Here is a 16,690-nt window from a genome sequence, read left to right on the forward strand (position 1 = left end):
TGCCACAGCATGGCGCCCGGCGTGCACCGCGTGTACGCATTTGCACTGAAAAGTGCCCAAATCTTCCCTATAAAGCGCTGGCATGACTTATGCCTGCTGCCTTCCGGTTGTTACCAATTGTTGGCTGACTGCAAGAAAGGCGGGCATGTATGCACCTGAAGAGCGTTATGGCGTGGGGCTTGTCGATCTGGATGGCCATGGCCTGCCAGCAGGCCATGGCGCAGGCGCCTGCCGCGCCGGCTGCCGCTCCCTCGGCGGCGGCTTCCGGCGTCGTTACCGAAGTTGCGGCGCCCGTCGCCGCTCCCGCGCCACCGCCGGCGGCTCTCGCGTCTGTGGCTGCGGCACTCGCCCCTGCCGCGCCGGCATCCGCGCCGCCGCCCGCAGCCTTGACCCGTCCCGGCCTGGTGGGGGCGGAGACCCTCAACGGCGCCGACACCGCCTGGATGATGACCTCCACCGCACTGGTGCTGCTCATGACGCTGCCGGGCATCGCCCTCTTTTACGGCGGCATGGTGCGCAAGAAGAGCGTGCTCAACGTCATGGCCTGCGTCGTCGCCATTTGCGCGGTGGTGAGTCTCCTGTGGTTCGCCGTGGGGTATTCGATCGCCTTTACGCCCGGCAGCAGCGCCTGGGGCCATTACTTCGGCGGCACCGAGCGCTTCTGGTTCGCCGGGCTGGATTACGTGAAGGACGCGCAGAAGGTCGCGGTCAGCCACGTCGCGCCCAACATCCCGGAATCGGTCTATGCGATGTTCCAGTTGACCTTCGCCATCATCACGGCGGCGCTGGTGGTCGGCTCCTTTGTCGAACGCATGCGCTTTTCCGCCATGCTGATCTTCATGTCGCTGTGGACGGTCATTGTGTATGCCCCCATCGCCCATTGGGTCTGGGAGCCCAACGGCTGGCTGGCCCGCATGGGCGCGCTGGATTTCGCCGGCGGCTCCGTGGTACACATCAATGCCGGCATCGCCGGACTGGTCTGCGCCTACGTGCTCGGCCCGCGCCACGGCTACGGCCGTGAGCCCTTCACGCCCTTCAACCTGGGCCTGACCATGGCCGGCGCCGGCATGCTGTGGGTGGGCTGGTTCGGCTTCAACGCCGGTTCCGCGGTGGCTTCCGACGGCCGGGCGGGCCTGGCCATGGCGGTCACGCACATCGCGGCCGCGGCCGGCGCGCTGTCGTGGATGGCGGCCGAGTGGGCGGTGCGCGGCCGGCCCTCGCTGCTGGGCCTGTGCTCGGGCCTGGTGGCCGGCCTGGTTGCGATCACGCCGGCGGCCGGTTTTGTCTCGCCGCGCGCGGCGCTGGTGTTCGGCGTGGCCGCGGGGCTGGCCTGCTACTGGGGCGCCACCGGCCTGAAGCGCCTGCTCAACGCCGACGACTCGCTGGACGTGTTCGGCGTGCATGGGGTGGGCGGCATCGTGGGCTCGCTGCTCACGGGCGTGTTCGCCAGCAAGGCGATTTCGGGCGCGGAAGGCAGTGTGCTGACGCAGGCCATAGGCGCGGGCGCGGTCATGCTGTACAGCCTGTTCATGACGGCGCTGGCCTTGTGGATCACCTCGCTGATCGTCAGCCTGCGCGTCAGCGAGGCCTCGGAGAGCGACGGCCTGGACATCACCCAGCATGCCGAACGCCTTGGCACCTGATGTGCCGGCATTCACTTTGAAGGACACAGACCATGCCTTCCAGCGAAAAAATCGCCATCGCCGCCCATCTCCACGTGTTGCTGCGCCGAAAGACCGGCCGGGTGACCGACACCGAGTGGATGGCCGGCAACCTTGAATACGCGGCCGAGATCGCCCGTTTTGCGCGCGAGAAGGCGGCCGAGGAGGGGCACCCCGACCTGGCTGTCTGGGCCGACAGGCTCGAGGAGATCATGGCCGTGCCCGACCCCAAGCCGCGCCTGCCGCTGGTCCAGATGGTGTCGGAGGCGGTGAAGGAGCGCGCCGCGCCCGTCATGGCGCCGCCGCCCCAGCCGGACCGCCAGAGCGCGCGCTCGATAGACACCGAGGAAGAGATCTACCCGGAGTCCGGTTTTATCGAATCCACCTTTGGCGCGATCTTCGGCGAAGAGGGCCAGCGCGAGCGCAGGCACCGCGACCCGAACGCGCCGCGTTATGTGAAGGGCCTGCGCTGAACTTGCCGCCGGCCCGGCCGGCTTATTGCGCCGGCTGTGCTTCCCGTGTGCGGTTCAGGCTGTGCGCCAGCATGTTGCGGGTGCGCGCGCGGATATTGGCGCTGGCTTCGTCCGCGAAGGCCGCCACATAGGGGTGGCCGACGTTGTCCGCCAGGATGCTGCGCCGCACCTGTTCCAGGCCGGCATCGCAGGCGGCCAGGGCCGTGTCGGCGAGCACAAAGACAGACCGGGCCGCATCGTCCTTCAGCGGCAGCAGGGCCTTGTCCGCGCAGCGCTGGTAGTCGTTGATGGCCGTCGCCACCGGCGCGCGGGCGATCGACAGCGGGTCATGGCTGGCCTTGGGCGCAGAGCCGCAGGCGGGCAGGGCCAGGAGCAGGGCGGTGATCAGCGGAAAGCAAGAGGGAAGCGGCTTCATGCGTCGCATTGTGTCATCGGCGCATGAACCCAGGCGGCAGGTGCCACGCCGCGGGGATGTAAGGAAAATCGATTAAGGGTAAGCACAACTGGCCTGCTGCAAACGCAAGCCTTAGCATGCAACTCAATAACCAAGGGGGAGCTTATGGCGCGCACTGCAATGACATCCACGGCATTGACCTTGGCCTTGGCGTCAAGCCTGCTGGGATCCAGTCCCGCGCAAGCCCAGGCCCAGGCCCAGGCCCAGGCCCAGGCCCAGGCCCAGGCCCCGGCTCAGCAACTGGTGCTGGGCATCAGCGAAGGCACTTCGGGCGGCCTGGACCATGCCCAGGTGATCGCCAAATACCAGGGCCTGGCCGAGGTGATAGGCCGGGCCATGAAAGCCAAGGTCAGCGTGGTGTTCGCGCGCGAATTCAAGCAGCTTGAAGAAGGCATGCAGACCGGCCGCTTCGACCTGGTGATGGCCCGCCCCAGCGACTACCCGGCGCGCGGCATGCGCGACTACGGCTACAGCTACATCGCCAGCACCAAGCCCGACGGGCAGTGTTTCATCATCGCGCCCAAGGGATCCGAGCTGAAGACGATCAACGACGTCAAGGGCAAGCGCATCGCCCTGCCCGAGCAGATCGCCTACATGTCCCGCTTCTGCGCCGCCGAGCTGCGCGACAAGGGCATCCTGGTAGACAAGGAAAACGTGCAGTTCGTGCGCGAACAGGCCGCCGTCGGCTTCTACCTGGACAACAAGTTCGCCGACGTGGGCGGCGTGGCCTCTTATTCAGGCATCGCCAAGAAGTGGGAAAAAGAAGGCGGCCGCATCCTGCACAAGAGCGTGGCGCAGCCCTACTTTCCGATGGTGGCCCATAAGCGCATCAAGCCCGAGCAGCTCAAGGCCATCCAGGAGGAGTTGCTGGCCCTGCCCGGCAGCGATGCCGGCAAGGACGTGCTCAAACGCATCGGGGTCGAACAGTTCGACACCACGTCCGAAGCTCGCATGCGCGATCTGCTCAAGTGGCTGAACATTTAGCCTAGCCAGGTCCAGTTTCCGGCGCGGCACCCAGTTGCCGCTGCTGTCTTCCTGGTCCGGCACGGGCCGCCGCCTTCCCTCGTCAACACCCTGCGCCGCGTGCCGGCGTCAGGCGGGCGGCTGGCCGAGCCCGCCCAAACCCTAGGGTTTTCACTGAAAAAAAGCAGTCTCGCTTCGTTGCATTAGTTATCATTCATAACCATAATCGACCTCACTGAAAACCTCCAAATGACCCAAAAACACCTCCAACTCGAAATGCGCGGCGACGTTGCCGTGATCCGCCTGGCACGCCCCGCCAAACGCAATGCGCTGGGCGACGCCCAGGTGCTGGCCCTGCGCGACCTGTTTGAAAACCTGCCCGCCGGCGCCCGCGCCGCCGTGCTGCACGGCGAAGGAGAGCACTTCTGCGCGGGGCTCGACCTGGGAGAACTCCAGGAACGCGACGCCAGCCAGGGCCTGCACCATTCGCGCATGTGGCACGCCGCGCTGGACCGCCTGCAGTACGGGCCCGTGCCGGTGATTGCGGCCCTGCACGGCGCCGTGGTCGGCGGCGGCCTGGAGCTGGCGAGTGCCTGCCACATCCGGGTGGCCGACGAGAGCACTTTTTACGCGTTGCCCGAAGGATCGCGCGGCATCTTCGTCGGCGGCGGCGGCGCGGTGCGCATCCCGCGCCTGATAGGCACTGCCCGCATGACCGACATGATGCTGACCGGCCGCGTCTACAACGCCCAGGACGGCGAGCGCATAGGCCTGGCGCAGTACCTGGTGCCGCAGGGGCAGGCGTTCGACAAGGCGCTCGAACTGGCGACCCGCGTGGCGACCAATGCGCCCCTGACCAACTATGCCCTGATGCATGCCTTGCCGCGCATTGCGGAACAGCCCGCGGACCAGGGCTTCTTTACCGAAGCGCTGATGGCGGCGATCGCGCAAAGCGCGCCCGAGGCCAAGGGTCGCGTGAGGGATTTCCTGGACGGCAAGGCCGCCAAGGTGAAAAAAGACTGAGCGGCGCCGGTGGGCCCGCGTGAGGGTCCGGCGCGAAAGAGACGAAAAGCCAAAGAGCCAAGAGCCAAAGAGCCGAAAAGACAAAGAGACAGAAGAGACAACACCATCATGAGCGCCCTCAAATTCCGCCCCCTGCGCTTTGGCGTGACCCGTGCCGTCCTGCGCGAAGGCGCACCCGGCGTCGGCTACCTGCGTGCCGACCAGGACCTGAAAGACTACCCCGCCCGCATCACCGACCGGCTGCAGCATTGGGCACAAGTCGCACCCGAACGCAGCTTCATGGCGCGGCGCGAAAAGCTCGCGGACGGCACGACGGGCGAATGGCGGCACCTCAGCTACGCCCAGGCCTGGGCGGCGGCCCGCAGCATCGCCCAGGGATTGCTGGACCGAGGCCTGAGCGCCGAGCGGCCCGTGGTGATACTTTCCGAAAACGGCCTGGAGCACGCGCAGCTGGCCCTGGGCTGCCTCGTGGCCGGCGTGCCCTTCGTGCCGGTGTCGCCGCCGTATTCGCTGGTCAGCCAGGATTACGACAAGCTGCGCCATGTGCTCAAGACCGTGACGCCGGGCCTGGTGTTTGCCGCCGACGCCGAACGTTATGCCAAGGCCATCCAGGCCGCGGTGGAGCCCGGCGTCGAGGTGGTGCTGGCCGCCGGGCAGATGGAGGGGCGCGCCAGCACGCGGTTCGCGGACCTGGCCGCCACACTGGCGACGGCCGCAGTGGACCGCGCCATGCAGGCCACCGGGCCGGACACCATCGTGAAATTCCTGTTCACCAGCGGCTCGACCAAGATGCCCAAGGCGGTGATCAACACCCAGCGCATGTGGTGCGCCAACCAGCAGCAGATGGCGCAGTCCATGCCGGTGCTGCAGGAAGAACCGCTGGTGCTGGTCGACTGGCTGCCGTGGAACCACACCTTCGGCGGCAACCACAACTTCGGCATGGTGCTGTTCCACGGCGGAACGCTTTACATCGACGACGGCAAGCCCACGCCAGCGCTGATGCACGAGACCCTGCGCAACCTGCGCGAGATCGCTCCCACGGTGTACTTCAACGTGCCGACCGGCTTTGAGGCCATCGCCTTGGCCATGAAGACGGACGCGCAGCTGCGGCGCCAGCTGCTGTCGCGCGTGAAGATGTTTTTCTACGCCGGCGCCGCGCTGGCGCAGTCTGTCTGGGACAGCCTCTACGAGTCGCAGGAAAAGGAAATCGGGGAGCGCATCGTCATGGTGACCGGCCTGGGCATGACCGAGTCCGCGCCCTTTGCCATCTTCGTGACCAGCCCCGAGGTGAAGTCCGGCGACCTGGGCGTGCCCACACCCGGCATGGAGCTCAAGCTGGTCGACATGCAGGGCAAAACCGAGGTGCGCTACAAAGGCCCCAACGTCTCTCCCGGCTACTGGCGCGCGCCGCAGGACACGGCGCAGGCCTACGATGAAGAGGGTTTCTTTTGCACCGGCGACGCCGTGAAGTGGATAGACGACGCGGACATCCACCGGGGCCTGAAGTTCGACGGCCGCATCGCCGAGGACTTCAAGCTCGCCACCGGAACCTTCGTCAGCGTCGGGCCCCTGCGCGCGAAGATTGTCGCGGCCGGTACGCCCTATGTGCAGGATGCGGTGCTCACCGGCATCAACCTCAAGGAAGTCGGTGCGCTGGTATTCCCGACGCAGGCCGTGCGCGCGCTGGCCGGGTTGCCGCCCGATGCACCCTGGCGGGAAGTGCTCGACAGCGCGCCGGTGCTGGCGCATTTCCAGGAGATGCTGGACCAGCTCGCGCTCTGCGCCACCGGCAGCGCCAGCTGCATCGCGCGCCTGCACCTGATGCATGAGCCGCCCTCCTTCGACAAGGGCGAGGTCACCGACAAAGGCTCCATCAACCAGCGAGCCGTCCTCACGCAGCGCGCGGCGCTGGTGGAGGCCTTGCACGGCGACACCGCCCATCCCGTCCTGAAACCGCGCGCGCGCTGACGCCAGGCCCGCGGACACCCCACACCTCCCTAGACACAGCAGGATTTGCATGCAGCACAAAGGATTTTTCTCCGCCTTCCAGGACGTCTGGATGCTTGACGGCGTCAGAACGCCCATGGTCGACTACTGCGGTGCCATCGGCCACGTGTCGCCCACCGACCTCGGCATCAAGGCCGCGCGCGCCGTGCTGCAGCGCTCGGGCGTCAGCGCCGGCCACATCGACTCGGTGATCGCCGGCAACATGGCCCCGGGCGACTTCGAACAATTCATGCTGCCGCGCCACATCGGCCTGTACGCCGGGGTGCCCGTGGAGGTGCCGGCCATCATGGTGCAGCGCATCTGCGGCACCGGTTTCGAACTGTTCAGGCAAGCCGGCGAGCAGATCCAGAGCGGCGCGGCCAGCGTGGCGCTGGTCGTCGGCGCCGAAAGCATGACGCGCAACCCGATCGCCGCCTTCGAGCACCGCACCGGCTTCAAGCTGGGCGCGCCGGTCGGCTTCAAGGACTTCATGTGGGAAGCCCTCAAGGACTCGGCCGCCGGCATCGACATGATCCAGACCGCGGAAAACCTTGCGAAGAAATACGGCATCACGCGAGAAGCGGTCGATGAATTTGCCTCCAGCTCGTTTGCGAAAGCGGTGGCGGCTCGGGAGGCAGGGTTTCACGCCGGTGAAATTGTGCCGGTGGTCACCGAGGCGTTCGAGCTTCCCGGCTATGCCGCGCGCGGCATACGCCTGCAGGGCAAGGTCATGGAAGTCGCGCAGGACACCCACGCGCGGCTGTCCCCCGTCGAGGTACTGGCCAAACTCAGGGCGGTCCATGCCGGCGGGGTGCAGACCGGCGGCAACAGCGCGGCGCTGGTGGACGCGGCCGCGGCCGCCGTGGTGGCCTCCGGCGCCTATGTGAAAGCGCAGGGCGGCAAACCGTTGGCGCGTGTGGTGGCCGCAGCGGTGGTCGGTGTGCCGCCCGAGATCATGGGCATAGGCCCGGCCCCCGCGATCCGCCTGCTGCTGGAGCGCTGCGGCCTGACGCTGGACCAGATCGGCCGTTTTGAAATCAACGAAGCCCAGGGCGCGCAGACACTGGCGGTGGCCCGCGAGCTGGAACTGGACCTGGGCAAGCTCAACGTCAACGGCGGCGCCATCGCCATGGGCCATCCGCTAGCGGTCACCGGTGTGCGCCTCACCATCACCGTCGCGCGGGAAATGCAGCGGGCGGGCGTGCGCTACGGCATCGCATCCGCCTGCGTGGGCGGCGGCCAGGGCATTGCCCTGCTGCTTGAAAACCCGGAGGCGGCATGAGCCTTCCCCGACAGATTTCTGGAACCCTGACATGAACATTCAAGGACTCGCGGCATTGGTGACAGGCGGCGGCTCGGGGCTGGGCGAAGCTACCGCCCGGGAATTGGCACGCCTGGGCGGCAAGGTCGCCGTGCTGGACATCAACCTGGCCAATGCGGAAAAAGTCGCCGACAGCATTCGCGCGGCCCATGGCGCCGACGCCGCGCTGGCCTGCCACTGCGACATCACCGACAGCGCCAGCATGCAGGCCGCGCTGGACAAGGCCGCCGCCGCGCACGGCCCGGCGCGCATCCTGATGAACATTGCCGGCATAGGCTCCGCCAAGCGCATCGTGGCCAAGGACGGCAGCCCTGCGCCGCTAGAGGACTTTGCCAGGGTGGTCAACATCAACCTGGTCGGCAGCTACAACGCGAGCCGCCTGTTCGCAGCCGCTTGCGCCAAACTGCCCCCGCTGGAGGACGGCCAGCGCGGCGTCATGATGTTTACCGCGTCGGTCGCCGCCTTCGACGGCCAGGTCGGGCAGCAGGCCTACAGCGCTTCCAAGGCCGGGCTGGCCGGCATGACGCTGCCCATGGCGCGCGACCTCGCGCAGCACGGCATCCGCGTCTGCACGGTGGCGCCCGGGCTGTTCGCCACGCCCTTGATGGCGCAATTGCCCGAAGCGGTGCAGGCTTCGCTGGCCGCCAGCATTCCCTTTCCGCCGCGCCTGGGCAAGCCCGAAGAGTTCGCGCAGCTCGCCGTGCACATCGTCAACAACGACCACCTGAACGGCGAAGTGATCCGCCTGGACGGTGCGCTGCGCATGGCGCCGAGGTGAGCCGCATGGAAAAAACCGTGGTCTATGAAGTGAAGGTCGCGTTCGGCGACTGCGATCCCGCGGGGATCGTGTTTTTCCCCAACTTCTCGCGCTGGATGGACGCCGCCTCGCTGAATTTTTTCGCCGCCTGCGGCGTGCCGCCCTGGCGGGAACTGGTCAAGACCACCGGCATCATCGGTACGCCCCTGCTGGAGATCAACACCCGCTTCAGCCTGCCCGCCACCTACGGCGAAACCCTGAGCATCCACACCAGCGTGCAGGAGTGGCGGGACAAGGTCTTTTTGCAGAAACACGTGATCCGGCGCGGTGAGGACCTGATCTGCGAGGGCCTGGAAACCCGCGCCTTCTGCATACGCCACCCCGACAAACCCGAACGCATGAAGGCCATTGCCGTGCCCCCCGACATCCGCAGCCAATGCAGTTGAGCGGGCGCAGCTGACGCGCCCGGGCTGCCCGGCGCTTTTTCGCGGATTTTGCTTTTCGACCCGTGGACTTAACTACTACAAGGAGACATCTCATGCAAACACGTCGTCATTTCGTACAGGCCGCCGCGGCGCTCTCGGCGGCCGCCCTCGCGCCTTTCCCGGCCCTGGCGCGGGCGCTCGAGCAGGTCAAGATCCTCTATGGCTTTCCGGCCGGCAGCGCCGGCGACATCTGCGCGCGCCGTGTGGGCGACCGTTTCGGCGGCACCGCCTATTCCAAAAACAACGGCATCGTCGAAACCAAGACCGGCGCCGGCGGGCGTATCGCGCTGGAGTTGCTCAAGACGGCGCCGGCGGACGGCTCTGTGCTGGCGATGACGCCGTTCTCCTGCCTGTCGCTGTACCCGCACATCTACAAAAAGCTGTCCTACGACCCCTCGGATTTCGTCGCGGTGGGGACCGCCTCCATGATCCACCACGGGCTGGCCGTCGGCCCGCTGGTGCCGGCCTCGGTCAAGACCGTGCATGACTTTCTCGGCTGGGCCCGGGCCAATCCAAAGGATGCCAGCTACGGCTCGCCCGCCGCCGGGTCGACCCCGCACTTCATCGGCGCCTTGCTGGGCCTGAACAATCAGGTGGAGCTCAAGCATGTGCCCTACCGCGGCTCGGTGCCCGGCGTGACCGACGTGGTCGGCGGCCAGCTCGCCGCGATGGTCACGCCCCACGGCGATTTCATCCCCAACCACAAGGCCGGCAAGCTGCGCATCCTGGCCACCTCGGGGAAGCAGCGCTCGCCCTTCGTGCCTGAAGTGCCGACCTTCGCCGAGCAAGGTTTTGCCGACCTGACGGTGGAGGAGTGGTTCGGTTTCTACGCACCCGCCAAAACGCCGGCCGACATGGTGGCCGCGGCCAACGCCGCCATCAATGCCGCCATCCGCGACAAATCCGTCATCGATTCGCTCACGGTAGTCGGGCTGATTCCCTACGGCGGCACCGCGGACGACATGGCGTTCAGCCAGAAGCGCGAGTTCGATCGCTGGGGCCCGCTGATCAAAAAAGTCGGCTTCACCGCGGAATCCTGATGCAGAGATGGAGGGCCGGCCCTGGCGGGCCGGTCCGGGCGGCATTGGCATAATCGGGGTTAGGAGCCTGGGCGGTAGAAGGCATCAAAGCGAAAAGCGGGCCCAGCGAGGACAGTTTTTGCCGGATTTGCAGACTCATAGCCGTAGCTGTGGGGCAAAAAGCCGGTGAAAAATGGACCGCTGCGCTCGCTTTGCAGCCGATGCTCCTTCTGCCGCCCAGGCTCCTAGTCTGGCCGCATGCCTGTGCCAGCAGCGTTGCCAGATAACGAAAGCGCCCTGATCCCTTATGCCCGCGTCGCCCAAACCCGCTCCCGCGGTAGAGGAGGTTGATACCTCCTATCTCGAAACCTTGATGGGCTACAACGCCACGCGCGCCTCCCTCAAGGTCATTGAATTGTTCAGCCGGCGCATGGCGGTCTACGACCTCAGGCATGTGGATTTCTCGATCCTGTCGCTGATCATGCACAACCCCGGCATCACCTCGCGCCAGCTGTGCGGCGCGCTGAGCATCCTGCCGCCCAACCTCGTCGGGAAAATCGTCGCGCTGGAAAAGCGCGAGCTGGTGCACCGCAGGCCGCACCCACAGGACGGCCGCGCCGTGGGGCTTTACCTGACCGATGCGGGCCAGGCCTTGATGCGGGATGCGGAAGGCACCGCCGTCAGCCTTGAAACAGAGGCGACCCAGCGCCTGAGCCCGGCGGAAAAGAAGACGCTGATGCGCCTTCTGCAAAAAATCTACCGCTGAACCGCATCGGGCACCGGCAGCTCTTGCTCAGATTCCGGCCTGGATCCAGGCCGCCGCTTTCTCGGCGATCATCAGCGTCGGCGAGTTGGTGTTACCGCTTGTGATCAGCGGCATCACGCCGGCATCGACCACGCGCAGGCCGCGAATGCCGCGCACCCTGAGGTGCGAATCCACCACCGCCATCGGGTCATCGTCGCGTCCCATCTTCGTCGTGCCCACCGGGTGGAAGATGGTGGTGGCGATGTCGCCCGCCAGCCGCGTGAGTTCCTCGTCGGTCTGGAACTGCACACCGGGTTTGTACTCCTCGGGCTGGTATTTGGCCAGTGCGCTCTGGCCCACGATCTTGCGCGTCACGCGTAGCGAATCGGCCGCCACCTTGCGGTCTTCCGCCGTGCTCAGGTAGTTGGGCGCAATCGCCGGCGCATCCTCGAAGCGGCCGCTCTTGATGTGCACCGTGCCCCGGCTGGTCGGGTTGAGGTTGCAGACGCTGGCGGTGAAGGCGTTGAAGCCGTGCAGCGGCTCGCCGAAAGCTTCCAGCGACAGCGGCTGCACGTGGTACTCGATGTTGGGATAGGGCTGGTCGGGTGAGCTGCGCGTGAACGCACCCAGCTGCGACGGCGCCATGCTCATGGGCCCGGTCTGGCGCAGTGCGTACTCCAGCCCGATGCGAGCCTTGCCCCAGAGCGAATTGGCCATGGTGTTGAGCGACAGGCCCCAGCGTTTGTCGCCCTGCACCTTGTAGACCGAGCGGATCTGCAGGTGGTCCTGCAGGTTGGCGCCCACGCCGGGCAGGTCCTGCAGCACCGGGATGCCGTGCTGCTGCAGCAGGGCGGCCGGGCCTATGCCCGAGAGCTGCAGGATTTGCGGCGAGCCTATGCTGCCCGCGCACAGGATGACCTCTCCCATGTGGCCGGAGTCGCGCGTCGAATGCGCGGTTACGCGCTCATCGCCCGCCCACACTTCAACGCCTGTGCAGCGCTGGCTGCCGTCCGGCTGCGGCGTGACCACCAGCTTGCAGACCTGGGCGTTGTTCCAGAGTTCAAAGTTGGGGCGTGCATAACAGGCGGGCCGCAAAAAGGCTTTGGCGGTGTTCCAGCGCCAGCCGTTCTTCTGGTTGACTTCAAAGTAGCCCACGCCTTCGTTGTCGCCGCGGTTGAAGTCGCTGGTGGCCGGTATGCCGGCCTGCTGCGCGGCTTCGGCGAATGCGTCCAGGATGTCCCAGCGCAGGCGCTGCTTTTCCACGCGCCACTCGCCGCCGGAGTTGTGATGGCGCAGCAGCTTCTGGTAGGGCTGGCTCTTGTCCTGCATCAGCTCGGGCGCCGTTCCGCGCGCGCCGTGCATCGCGTCGGCGCCCTTGTGGTGGTCTTCGTGCAGCTTGAAATGCGGCAGGGAGTTTTCCCAGCGCCAGGCCATGTCTCCGGTCAGCTGCGCCCACTGGTCGTAGTCGCGCGCCTGGCCGCGCATGTAGATCATGCCGTTGATGCTGGAGCAGCCGCCCAGGGTCTTGCCGCGCGGGTAGCGCAGCGCCCGGCCGTTGAGGCCGGCGTCGGGCTCGGTGTTGTAAAGCCAGTCGGTGCGCGGGTTGCCTATGCAGTACAGGTAGCCCACCGGGATGTGAATCCAGTGGTAGTCGTCCTTGCGGCCTGCCTCGATCAGCAGCACCCGCTTGGACGCGTCGGCACTCAGGCGGTTGGCCAGCAGGCAGCCCGCCGTGCCGGCGCCGATGATGATGTAGTCAAAAACCTGGCTTTCGTCTTGCATGGGTGTCTTGTCTCTTTGTTCTAGGCGGTGTTTTTCGCGGAAGCCGGGTTGGCGGCAGCGGCCGAAACACGCTGCGTGGCCCCATCCTGCCAGCCCAGCCTAACGCGGGGCTGACCGCCGCAGCATGGCCGATTGTGGCAAAAGCCGGGCTGCGGCGCGGAGGGGATTACCCGCTGCAGGCCGCACGGCGTGGGATTCTGGCCGCCCTCCAGGTCTGGTGTAGGACCAGGGCGACAGCGCAAGGAGCGCGGTCGGCAATGGTGTTTTCAGCAGTTACCATGCAACTTTGTGTTTCGTACATTGCAAACTGCCGGTTCGCGCCTGGCTTGACTGAATGCTTATGGAAGACTCTACGCCCCGCATCGAACAGCAGGACACGCCGCAAGGCCGGCTGTTTGTCGTGCAAGGTGCGTGGACGGCCGCCGGCCTCACCGGTGAGCACGTGTGGGAAGCGCTGACCGTGCAGCTCCAGGGATTCGGTGACGCCTCCTCTTCTCAGTCCGGCTGGAATCTTGAACAGGTCGGCAAACTCGACCACCTGGGCGCGCAGGTGCTCTGGAACCACTGGGGCCGCAACTGGCCGGCGCAGCTGCAGGTTGAGCCCAACCAGCGAGCCGTGCTGGAGACGGTCGCCAAATTCAGCACCGACCCGCCCAAACCCCGAAAAACCGACTGGAGCGAACCCTTCATCCTGCTGGGCATCCGCGTGCTGCGGCTGCTGGATCACCTCAAGGGCCTGGTGCGCCTGATCGGGCAGCTGCTGCTGGACATCATTCGCCTGGTGCGGCGCCCGCATGAAGGCCCCTGGCGCGACCTCTCGGGTCACTTGTTCCATATCGGCGCCACCGCGCTGCCGATCACCGCGCTGGTGGGCTTCCTGATCGGTGTGGTGCTGGCCTACCTGATCTCGCAGCAATTGCGCCAGTTCGGCGCCGACGCCTTTATCGTCAACATCCTGGGCATCTCGCTGATCCGCGAACTCGGTCCGGTGCTGGCCGCCATCCTGATCGCCGGTCGCAGCGGCTCGGCCATCACCGCGCAGATCGGCGTGATGCGCGTCACCGAGGAGCTCGATGCCATGCGCGTCATGGGCATCCCGCGCGGCTTTCGCCTGGTCATGCCGCGCGCGCTGGCATTGGCGGTGGTGATGCCGCTGATCAGCGTCTGGACCACCATCGCCGCCTTGCTGGGCGGCATGCTGGCGGCCGACATTTCGATGGATGTCACACCGGCCTACTTCATCAATTCGCTGCCGGCCGCGGTCGACGTGGCCAACCTTTCGCTGGCCACGGCCAAGTCGGTGGTGTTCGGCGTGCTGATCGCGCTGATCGGCTGTCACTACGGCCTGCGCGTCAAGCCCAATACCGAAAGTCTGGGGCAGGGGACCACGGCCTCAGTGGTGACTTCCATCACCGTCGTGATCCTGGTCGATGCTCTGTTCGCCGTTCTCTTTAAAAGTGTCGGCATATGACTGGAGCCCCCACGTTCGCCCACTGCGTGTGGCTCTCTGCCCCCCGAGGGGGCCGCCCGCCTGCGGCCTGGCAAAGCCAGTTCCGCGGCTCATGCTGGCCTTCTGCCGACTCGCTTCGCATCGTTTCTGGGGCGGTTTTCCATGACTGATCCCATCGTCGACATCAAAAAGCTCTGGACCGTGTTCCCCAACGGCGAGAAGAAGGCCGTGGTGCACAAGGACCTGGACCTCAGCGTGCAGCGCGGCGAGGTGCTGTCCCTGGTCGGCGGTTCGGGAACCGGCAAGACCGTGCTGCTGCGCCAGATGCTGGGGCTGGAGAAGCCGACCCAAGGCGAGATCACCGTGCTGGGCCGGCCGGCGGCCGAGCTCGGCAAGCAGGGCGCGGCCAGCCGCGTCGGCATGCTGTTTCAGCAGGGGGCGCTGTTCTCGGCCTTCACCGTGCTGGAGAACATCGCCTTTCCGCTGCGCGAACTCAAGACTTTGCCGCGCGCGCTGGTCTACGAGGCGGCCATGGTCAAGCTGCAGATGGTGGGGCTGGGCCCTGACGCGGCCGACAAGCTGCCCAGCGACCTCTCGGGCGGCATGGTCAAGCGGGTGGCGCTGGCGCGCGCCCTGATCATGGACCCGCCGCTGCTGCTGCTTGACGAGCCCACCGCCGGCCTGGACCCGGAAAGCTCCGACAGCTTCGTCTCGCTGCTGCGCTCGCTGCACCGTGACATGGAACTCACGGTGGTGATGGTGACGCACGACCTGGACACGTTGTTCGAGCTCAGCACGCGCATCGCGGTGCTGGCCGAGCAGAAGGTCATTGTCAACGACGTGCCCAAGGAGGTGGTGGCTTTCCCGCACCCCTTCATCCACGAATTTTTCCTCGGTGAAAGGGGACAGCGCGCAATGGAGCTATTACGCGAGTACCCTTTTACGGTATAGAAAGGCATCACTATGGAAAACAAAGCCCATGCCATGGCCGCCGGTGCGTTTGTACTGGTGGTCACCGCCCTGCTGGCCCTGCTGGCTGTCTGGCTCACGCGCGACAACACCCAGCGCGACCTCTACGACATGAGCACCGGCGAAACCGTGTCCGGCCTGCAGCCGCAGGCGGCGGTGCGCTTTCGCGGCGTGCCGGTGGGCAAGGTCGAGCTCATAGGCTTCGATACCAAGGTCAAGGGCAATGTGCTGATCCGCGTCTCCATAGACCGCGGCGCGCCCGTCACCAAGTCCACCTTCGCCACCGTGGCCTCGCAGGGCGTCACCGGGCTGGGTTTCATCCAGCTCGACGACGACGGCAAGTCGGCTGAACGGCTGGCGGTCAACGACGACGACCCGCCGCGCATCCCGCTCAAACCCGGCGGCCTGGACAAGCTGCTCAAACAAAGCGAAGTGATCTTCAACCAGGTCGAGGAAGCCAGCACTCGGCTGAACAAGCTGCTGTCCGACGACAACCAGCAGGCCCTGACGGCGGCCGTCAAGCAGCTCGGCGATGCCGCCGGCAGCATAGACCGTGTCGCCAAAGGCCTGGAGCCGACGGTGGCGTCCTTGCCGGCCCTGTCCCGCAACACCACGGCCACGCTGAACTCCGTCAAGACTGCCGCGGACGACATCAGTGTGACCGCCACGCGCCTCAATGAAAAAGGCGGGCCGCTCGACAAGCTGTCCGAAGGCGGAACCGCCCTGGCCACCGGCGTGGAGACCTTCAGTGCCGGCACGCTGCCCAAGCTCGGGGAGGTCGCCGACGAAACCGCGCGCGCCATGCGCCAGCTGCGCCGCACCGTGAGCGCGGTCGACGACAACCCGCAGTCGCTGATCTTCGGCAACGGCCCGCCTGTGCCCGGGCCGGGCGAACCCGGCTTTTCCGCTTCTGGAGTGAAAAAATGATGAGCGCTTTTTCCAAACCATCATCGCGGGCCGCCGGTCTGCTGTGTGCGTTGCTGGCCGCCCTGGCGCTGGGCGCCTGCTCCGGCCTGCCCGACAAGCCCACGCGCGCCACCATGTACGATTTCGGGCCGGGTCCGCTCGCGACACCTCCCACGACGCGCCAGGCACCGCTGCCCGCATTGGCCCTGGACGACATCTCGACCCCGGGCGGCGCACTGGACAACATGGCCGTGCTGTACCGCCTGGGTTATGCCGACGCGCAGCAGCTACGTCCCTACTCGCAGGCGCGCTGGAGCATGCCGCCCGCGCAACTGGTGCGCCAGCGCGTGCGCCTGCAACTGGGCCAGCGCCGCGCCGTGTTCGACGCCGGGGCCAGCGTGGCGCTGAACCGCAGCCAGAACGCAGTGCTGCCGCTGATGCTGCGCCTGGACCTCGAGGAATTCAGCCACCTGTTCACCGCGCCCAATACCAGCGTCGGCCTGATCCGCCTGCGCGCCACGCTGGTGGAAGTCACGCCGGCCGGCGACAAGCTGGTCGGCCAGCGCAACGTCATCGTGCAGCGGCCCGCACCCAGCAGCGACGCGCCCGGCGGCGTCCAGGCCCTGACGGCCGCCACCGACGCGGCCATCGAGGAGATAGACCAGTGGCTGCAACAAACCCCCGCGCGCTGACGCG

The 16,690-nt window shown here is 66.6% G+C and carries 16 protein-coding genes; 14 read left to right on the top strand and 2 right to left on the bottom strand.

Features of this window, described 5'->3' with window-relative positions; all coding sequences use genetic code 11:
• Positions 1–167: 167 nt before the first annotated feature.
• On the top strand, positions 168–1,643 hold the full coding sequence (locus tag AC1D1Y_RS10260) for an ammonium transporter (protein WP_477682243.1): 1,476 nt from the start codon (positions 168–170) through the stop codon (positions 1,641–1,643).
• A 32-nt stretch (positions 1,644–1,675) separates the two neighbouring features.
• Positions 1,676–2,134: a hypothetical protein gene (locus AC1D1Y_RS10265; protein ID WP_477682244.1), complete on the top strand. Its 459-nt coding sequence runs from the start codon at positions 1,676–1,678 to the stop codon at positions 2,132–2,134.
• A gap of 22 nt (positions 2,135–2,156) precedes the next feature.
• Here the strand turns inward: AC1D1Y_RS10265 and AC1D1Y_RS10270 are convergent, their stop codons facing one another.
• Positions 2,157–2,549: a hypothetical protein gene (locus AC1D1Y_RS10270; protein ID WP_477682245.1), complete on the bottom strand. Its 393-nt coding sequence runs from the start codon at positions 2,547–2,549 to the stop codon at positions 2,157–2,159.
• Between the two features lie 180 nt (positions 2,550–2,729).
• Here AC1D1Y_RS10270 and AC1D1Y_RS10275 point away from each other — a divergent pair, with 180 nt between their 5' ends.
• From AC1D1Y_RS10275 to AC1D1Y_RS10310, 8 genes are all read left to right on the top strand, one after another.
• Complete coding sequence (locus AC1D1Y_RS10275) at positions 2,730–3,572, top strand: phosphate/phosphite/phosphonate ABC transporter substrate-binding protein (protein WP_477682246.1); 843 nt, start codon at positions 2,730–2,732, stop codon at positions 3,570–3,572.
• Positions 3,573–3,800: 228 nt separating this feature from the next.
• Entirely contained in the window at positions 3,801–4,574 is a 774-nt protein-coding gene (locus tag AC1D1Y_RS10280; RefSeq protein ID WP_477682247.1) for a crotonase/enoyl-CoA hydratase family protein, read from the top strand.
• Between the two features lie 108 nt (positions 4,575–4,682).
• A complete protein-coding gene (locus AC1D1Y_RS10285; protein ID WP_477682248.1) occupies positions 4,683–6,542 on the top strand; it encodes a feruloyl-CoA synthase in 1,860 nt (619 codons plus the stop codon).
• A 49-nt stretch (positions 6,543–6,591) separates the two neighbouring features.
• Positions 6,592–7,842 (top strand): thiolase family protein, encoded by a 1,251-nt coding sequence (locus tag AC1D1Y_RS10290; protein ID WP_477682249.1) that lies wholly within the window; start codon positions 6,592–6,594, stop codon positions 7,840–7,842.
• Between the two features lie 31 nt (positions 7,843–7,873).
• A complete protein-coding gene (locus tag AC1D1Y_RS10295) occupies positions 7,874–8,659 on the top strand; it encodes an SDR family NAD(P)-dependent oxidoreductase (RefSeq protein ID WP_477682250.1) in 786 nt (261 codons plus the stop codon).
• A 5-nt stretch (positions 8,660–8,664) separates the two neighbouring features.
• Entirely contained in the window at positions 8,665–9,084 is a 420-nt protein-coding gene (locus AC1D1Y_RS10300) for an acyl-CoA thioesterase (RefSeq protein WP_436155774.1), read from the top strand.
• A gap of 92 nt (positions 9,085–9,176) precedes the next feature.
• Positions 9,177–10,163: a Bug family tripartite tricarboxylate transporter substrate binding protein gene (locus tag AC1D1Y_RS10305; protein ID WP_477682251.1), complete on the top strand. Its 987-nt coding sequence runs from the start codon at positions 9,177–9,179 to the stop codon at positions 10,161–10,163.
• A 286-nt stretch (positions 10,164–10,449) separates the two neighbouring features.
• Positions 10,450–10,908 carry a MarR family winged helix-turn-helix transcriptional regulator gene (locus tag AC1D1Y_RS10310; RefSeq protein WP_477682252.1) on the top strand — a complete coding sequence of 153 codons (459 nt, stop codon included), beginning with the start codon at positions 10,450–10,452 and terminating at the stop codon, positions 10,906–10,908.
• A gap of 27 nt (positions 10,909–10,935) precedes the next feature.
• Here AC1D1Y_RS10310 and AC1D1Y_RS10315 read toward each other — a convergent pair whose 3' ends face one another.
• A complete protein-coding gene (locus AC1D1Y_RS10315) occupies positions 10,936–12,669 on the bottom strand; it encodes a GMC family oxidoreductase (RefSeq protein WP_477654311.1) in 1,734 nt (577 codons plus the stop codon).
• A gap of 340 nt (positions 12,670–13,009) precedes the next feature.
• Between AC1D1Y_RS10315 and AC1D1Y_RS10320 the strand changes: the two genes are divergently transcribed.
• From AC1D1Y_RS10320 to AC1D1Y_RS10335, 4 genes are all read left to right on the top strand, one after another.
• The gene (locus AC1D1Y_RS10320) at positions 13,010–14,140 is read left to right on the top strand and encodes an MlaE family ABC transporter permease (protein ID WP_477682253.1); all 1,131 of its coding nucleotides are present in this window, start codon (positions 13,010–13,012) and stop codon (positions 14,138–14,140) included.
• A gap of 141 nt (positions 14,141–14,281) precedes the next feature.
• The gene (locus tag AC1D1Y_RS10325) at positions 14,282–15,070 is read left to right on the top strand and encodes an ABC transporter ATP-binding protein (protein WP_477682254.1); all 789 of its coding nucleotides are present in this window, start codon (positions 14,282–14,284) and stop codon (positions 15,068–15,070) included.
• Positions 15,071–15,082: 12 nt separating this feature from the next.
• Positions 15,083–16,015 (top strand): MlaD family protein, encoded by a 933-nt coding sequence (locus tag AC1D1Y_RS10330; protein ID WP_477682255.1) that lies wholly within the window; start codon positions 15,083–15,085, stop codon positions 16,013–16,015.
• Positions 16,012–16,686, top strand: a complete 675-nt coding sequence (locus AC1D1Y_RS10335) for an ABC-type transport auxiliary lipoprotein family protein (protein ID WP_477682256.1) — start codon at positions 16,012–16,014, stop codon at positions 16,684–16,686. Before AC1D1Y_RS10330 ends, AC1D1Y_RS10335 begins: the two co-directional genes overlap by 4 nt.
• Positions 16,687–16,690: the final 4 nt, after the last annotated feature.

It is taken from the genome of Polaromonas sp. P1_G1 (assembly GCF_056405595.1).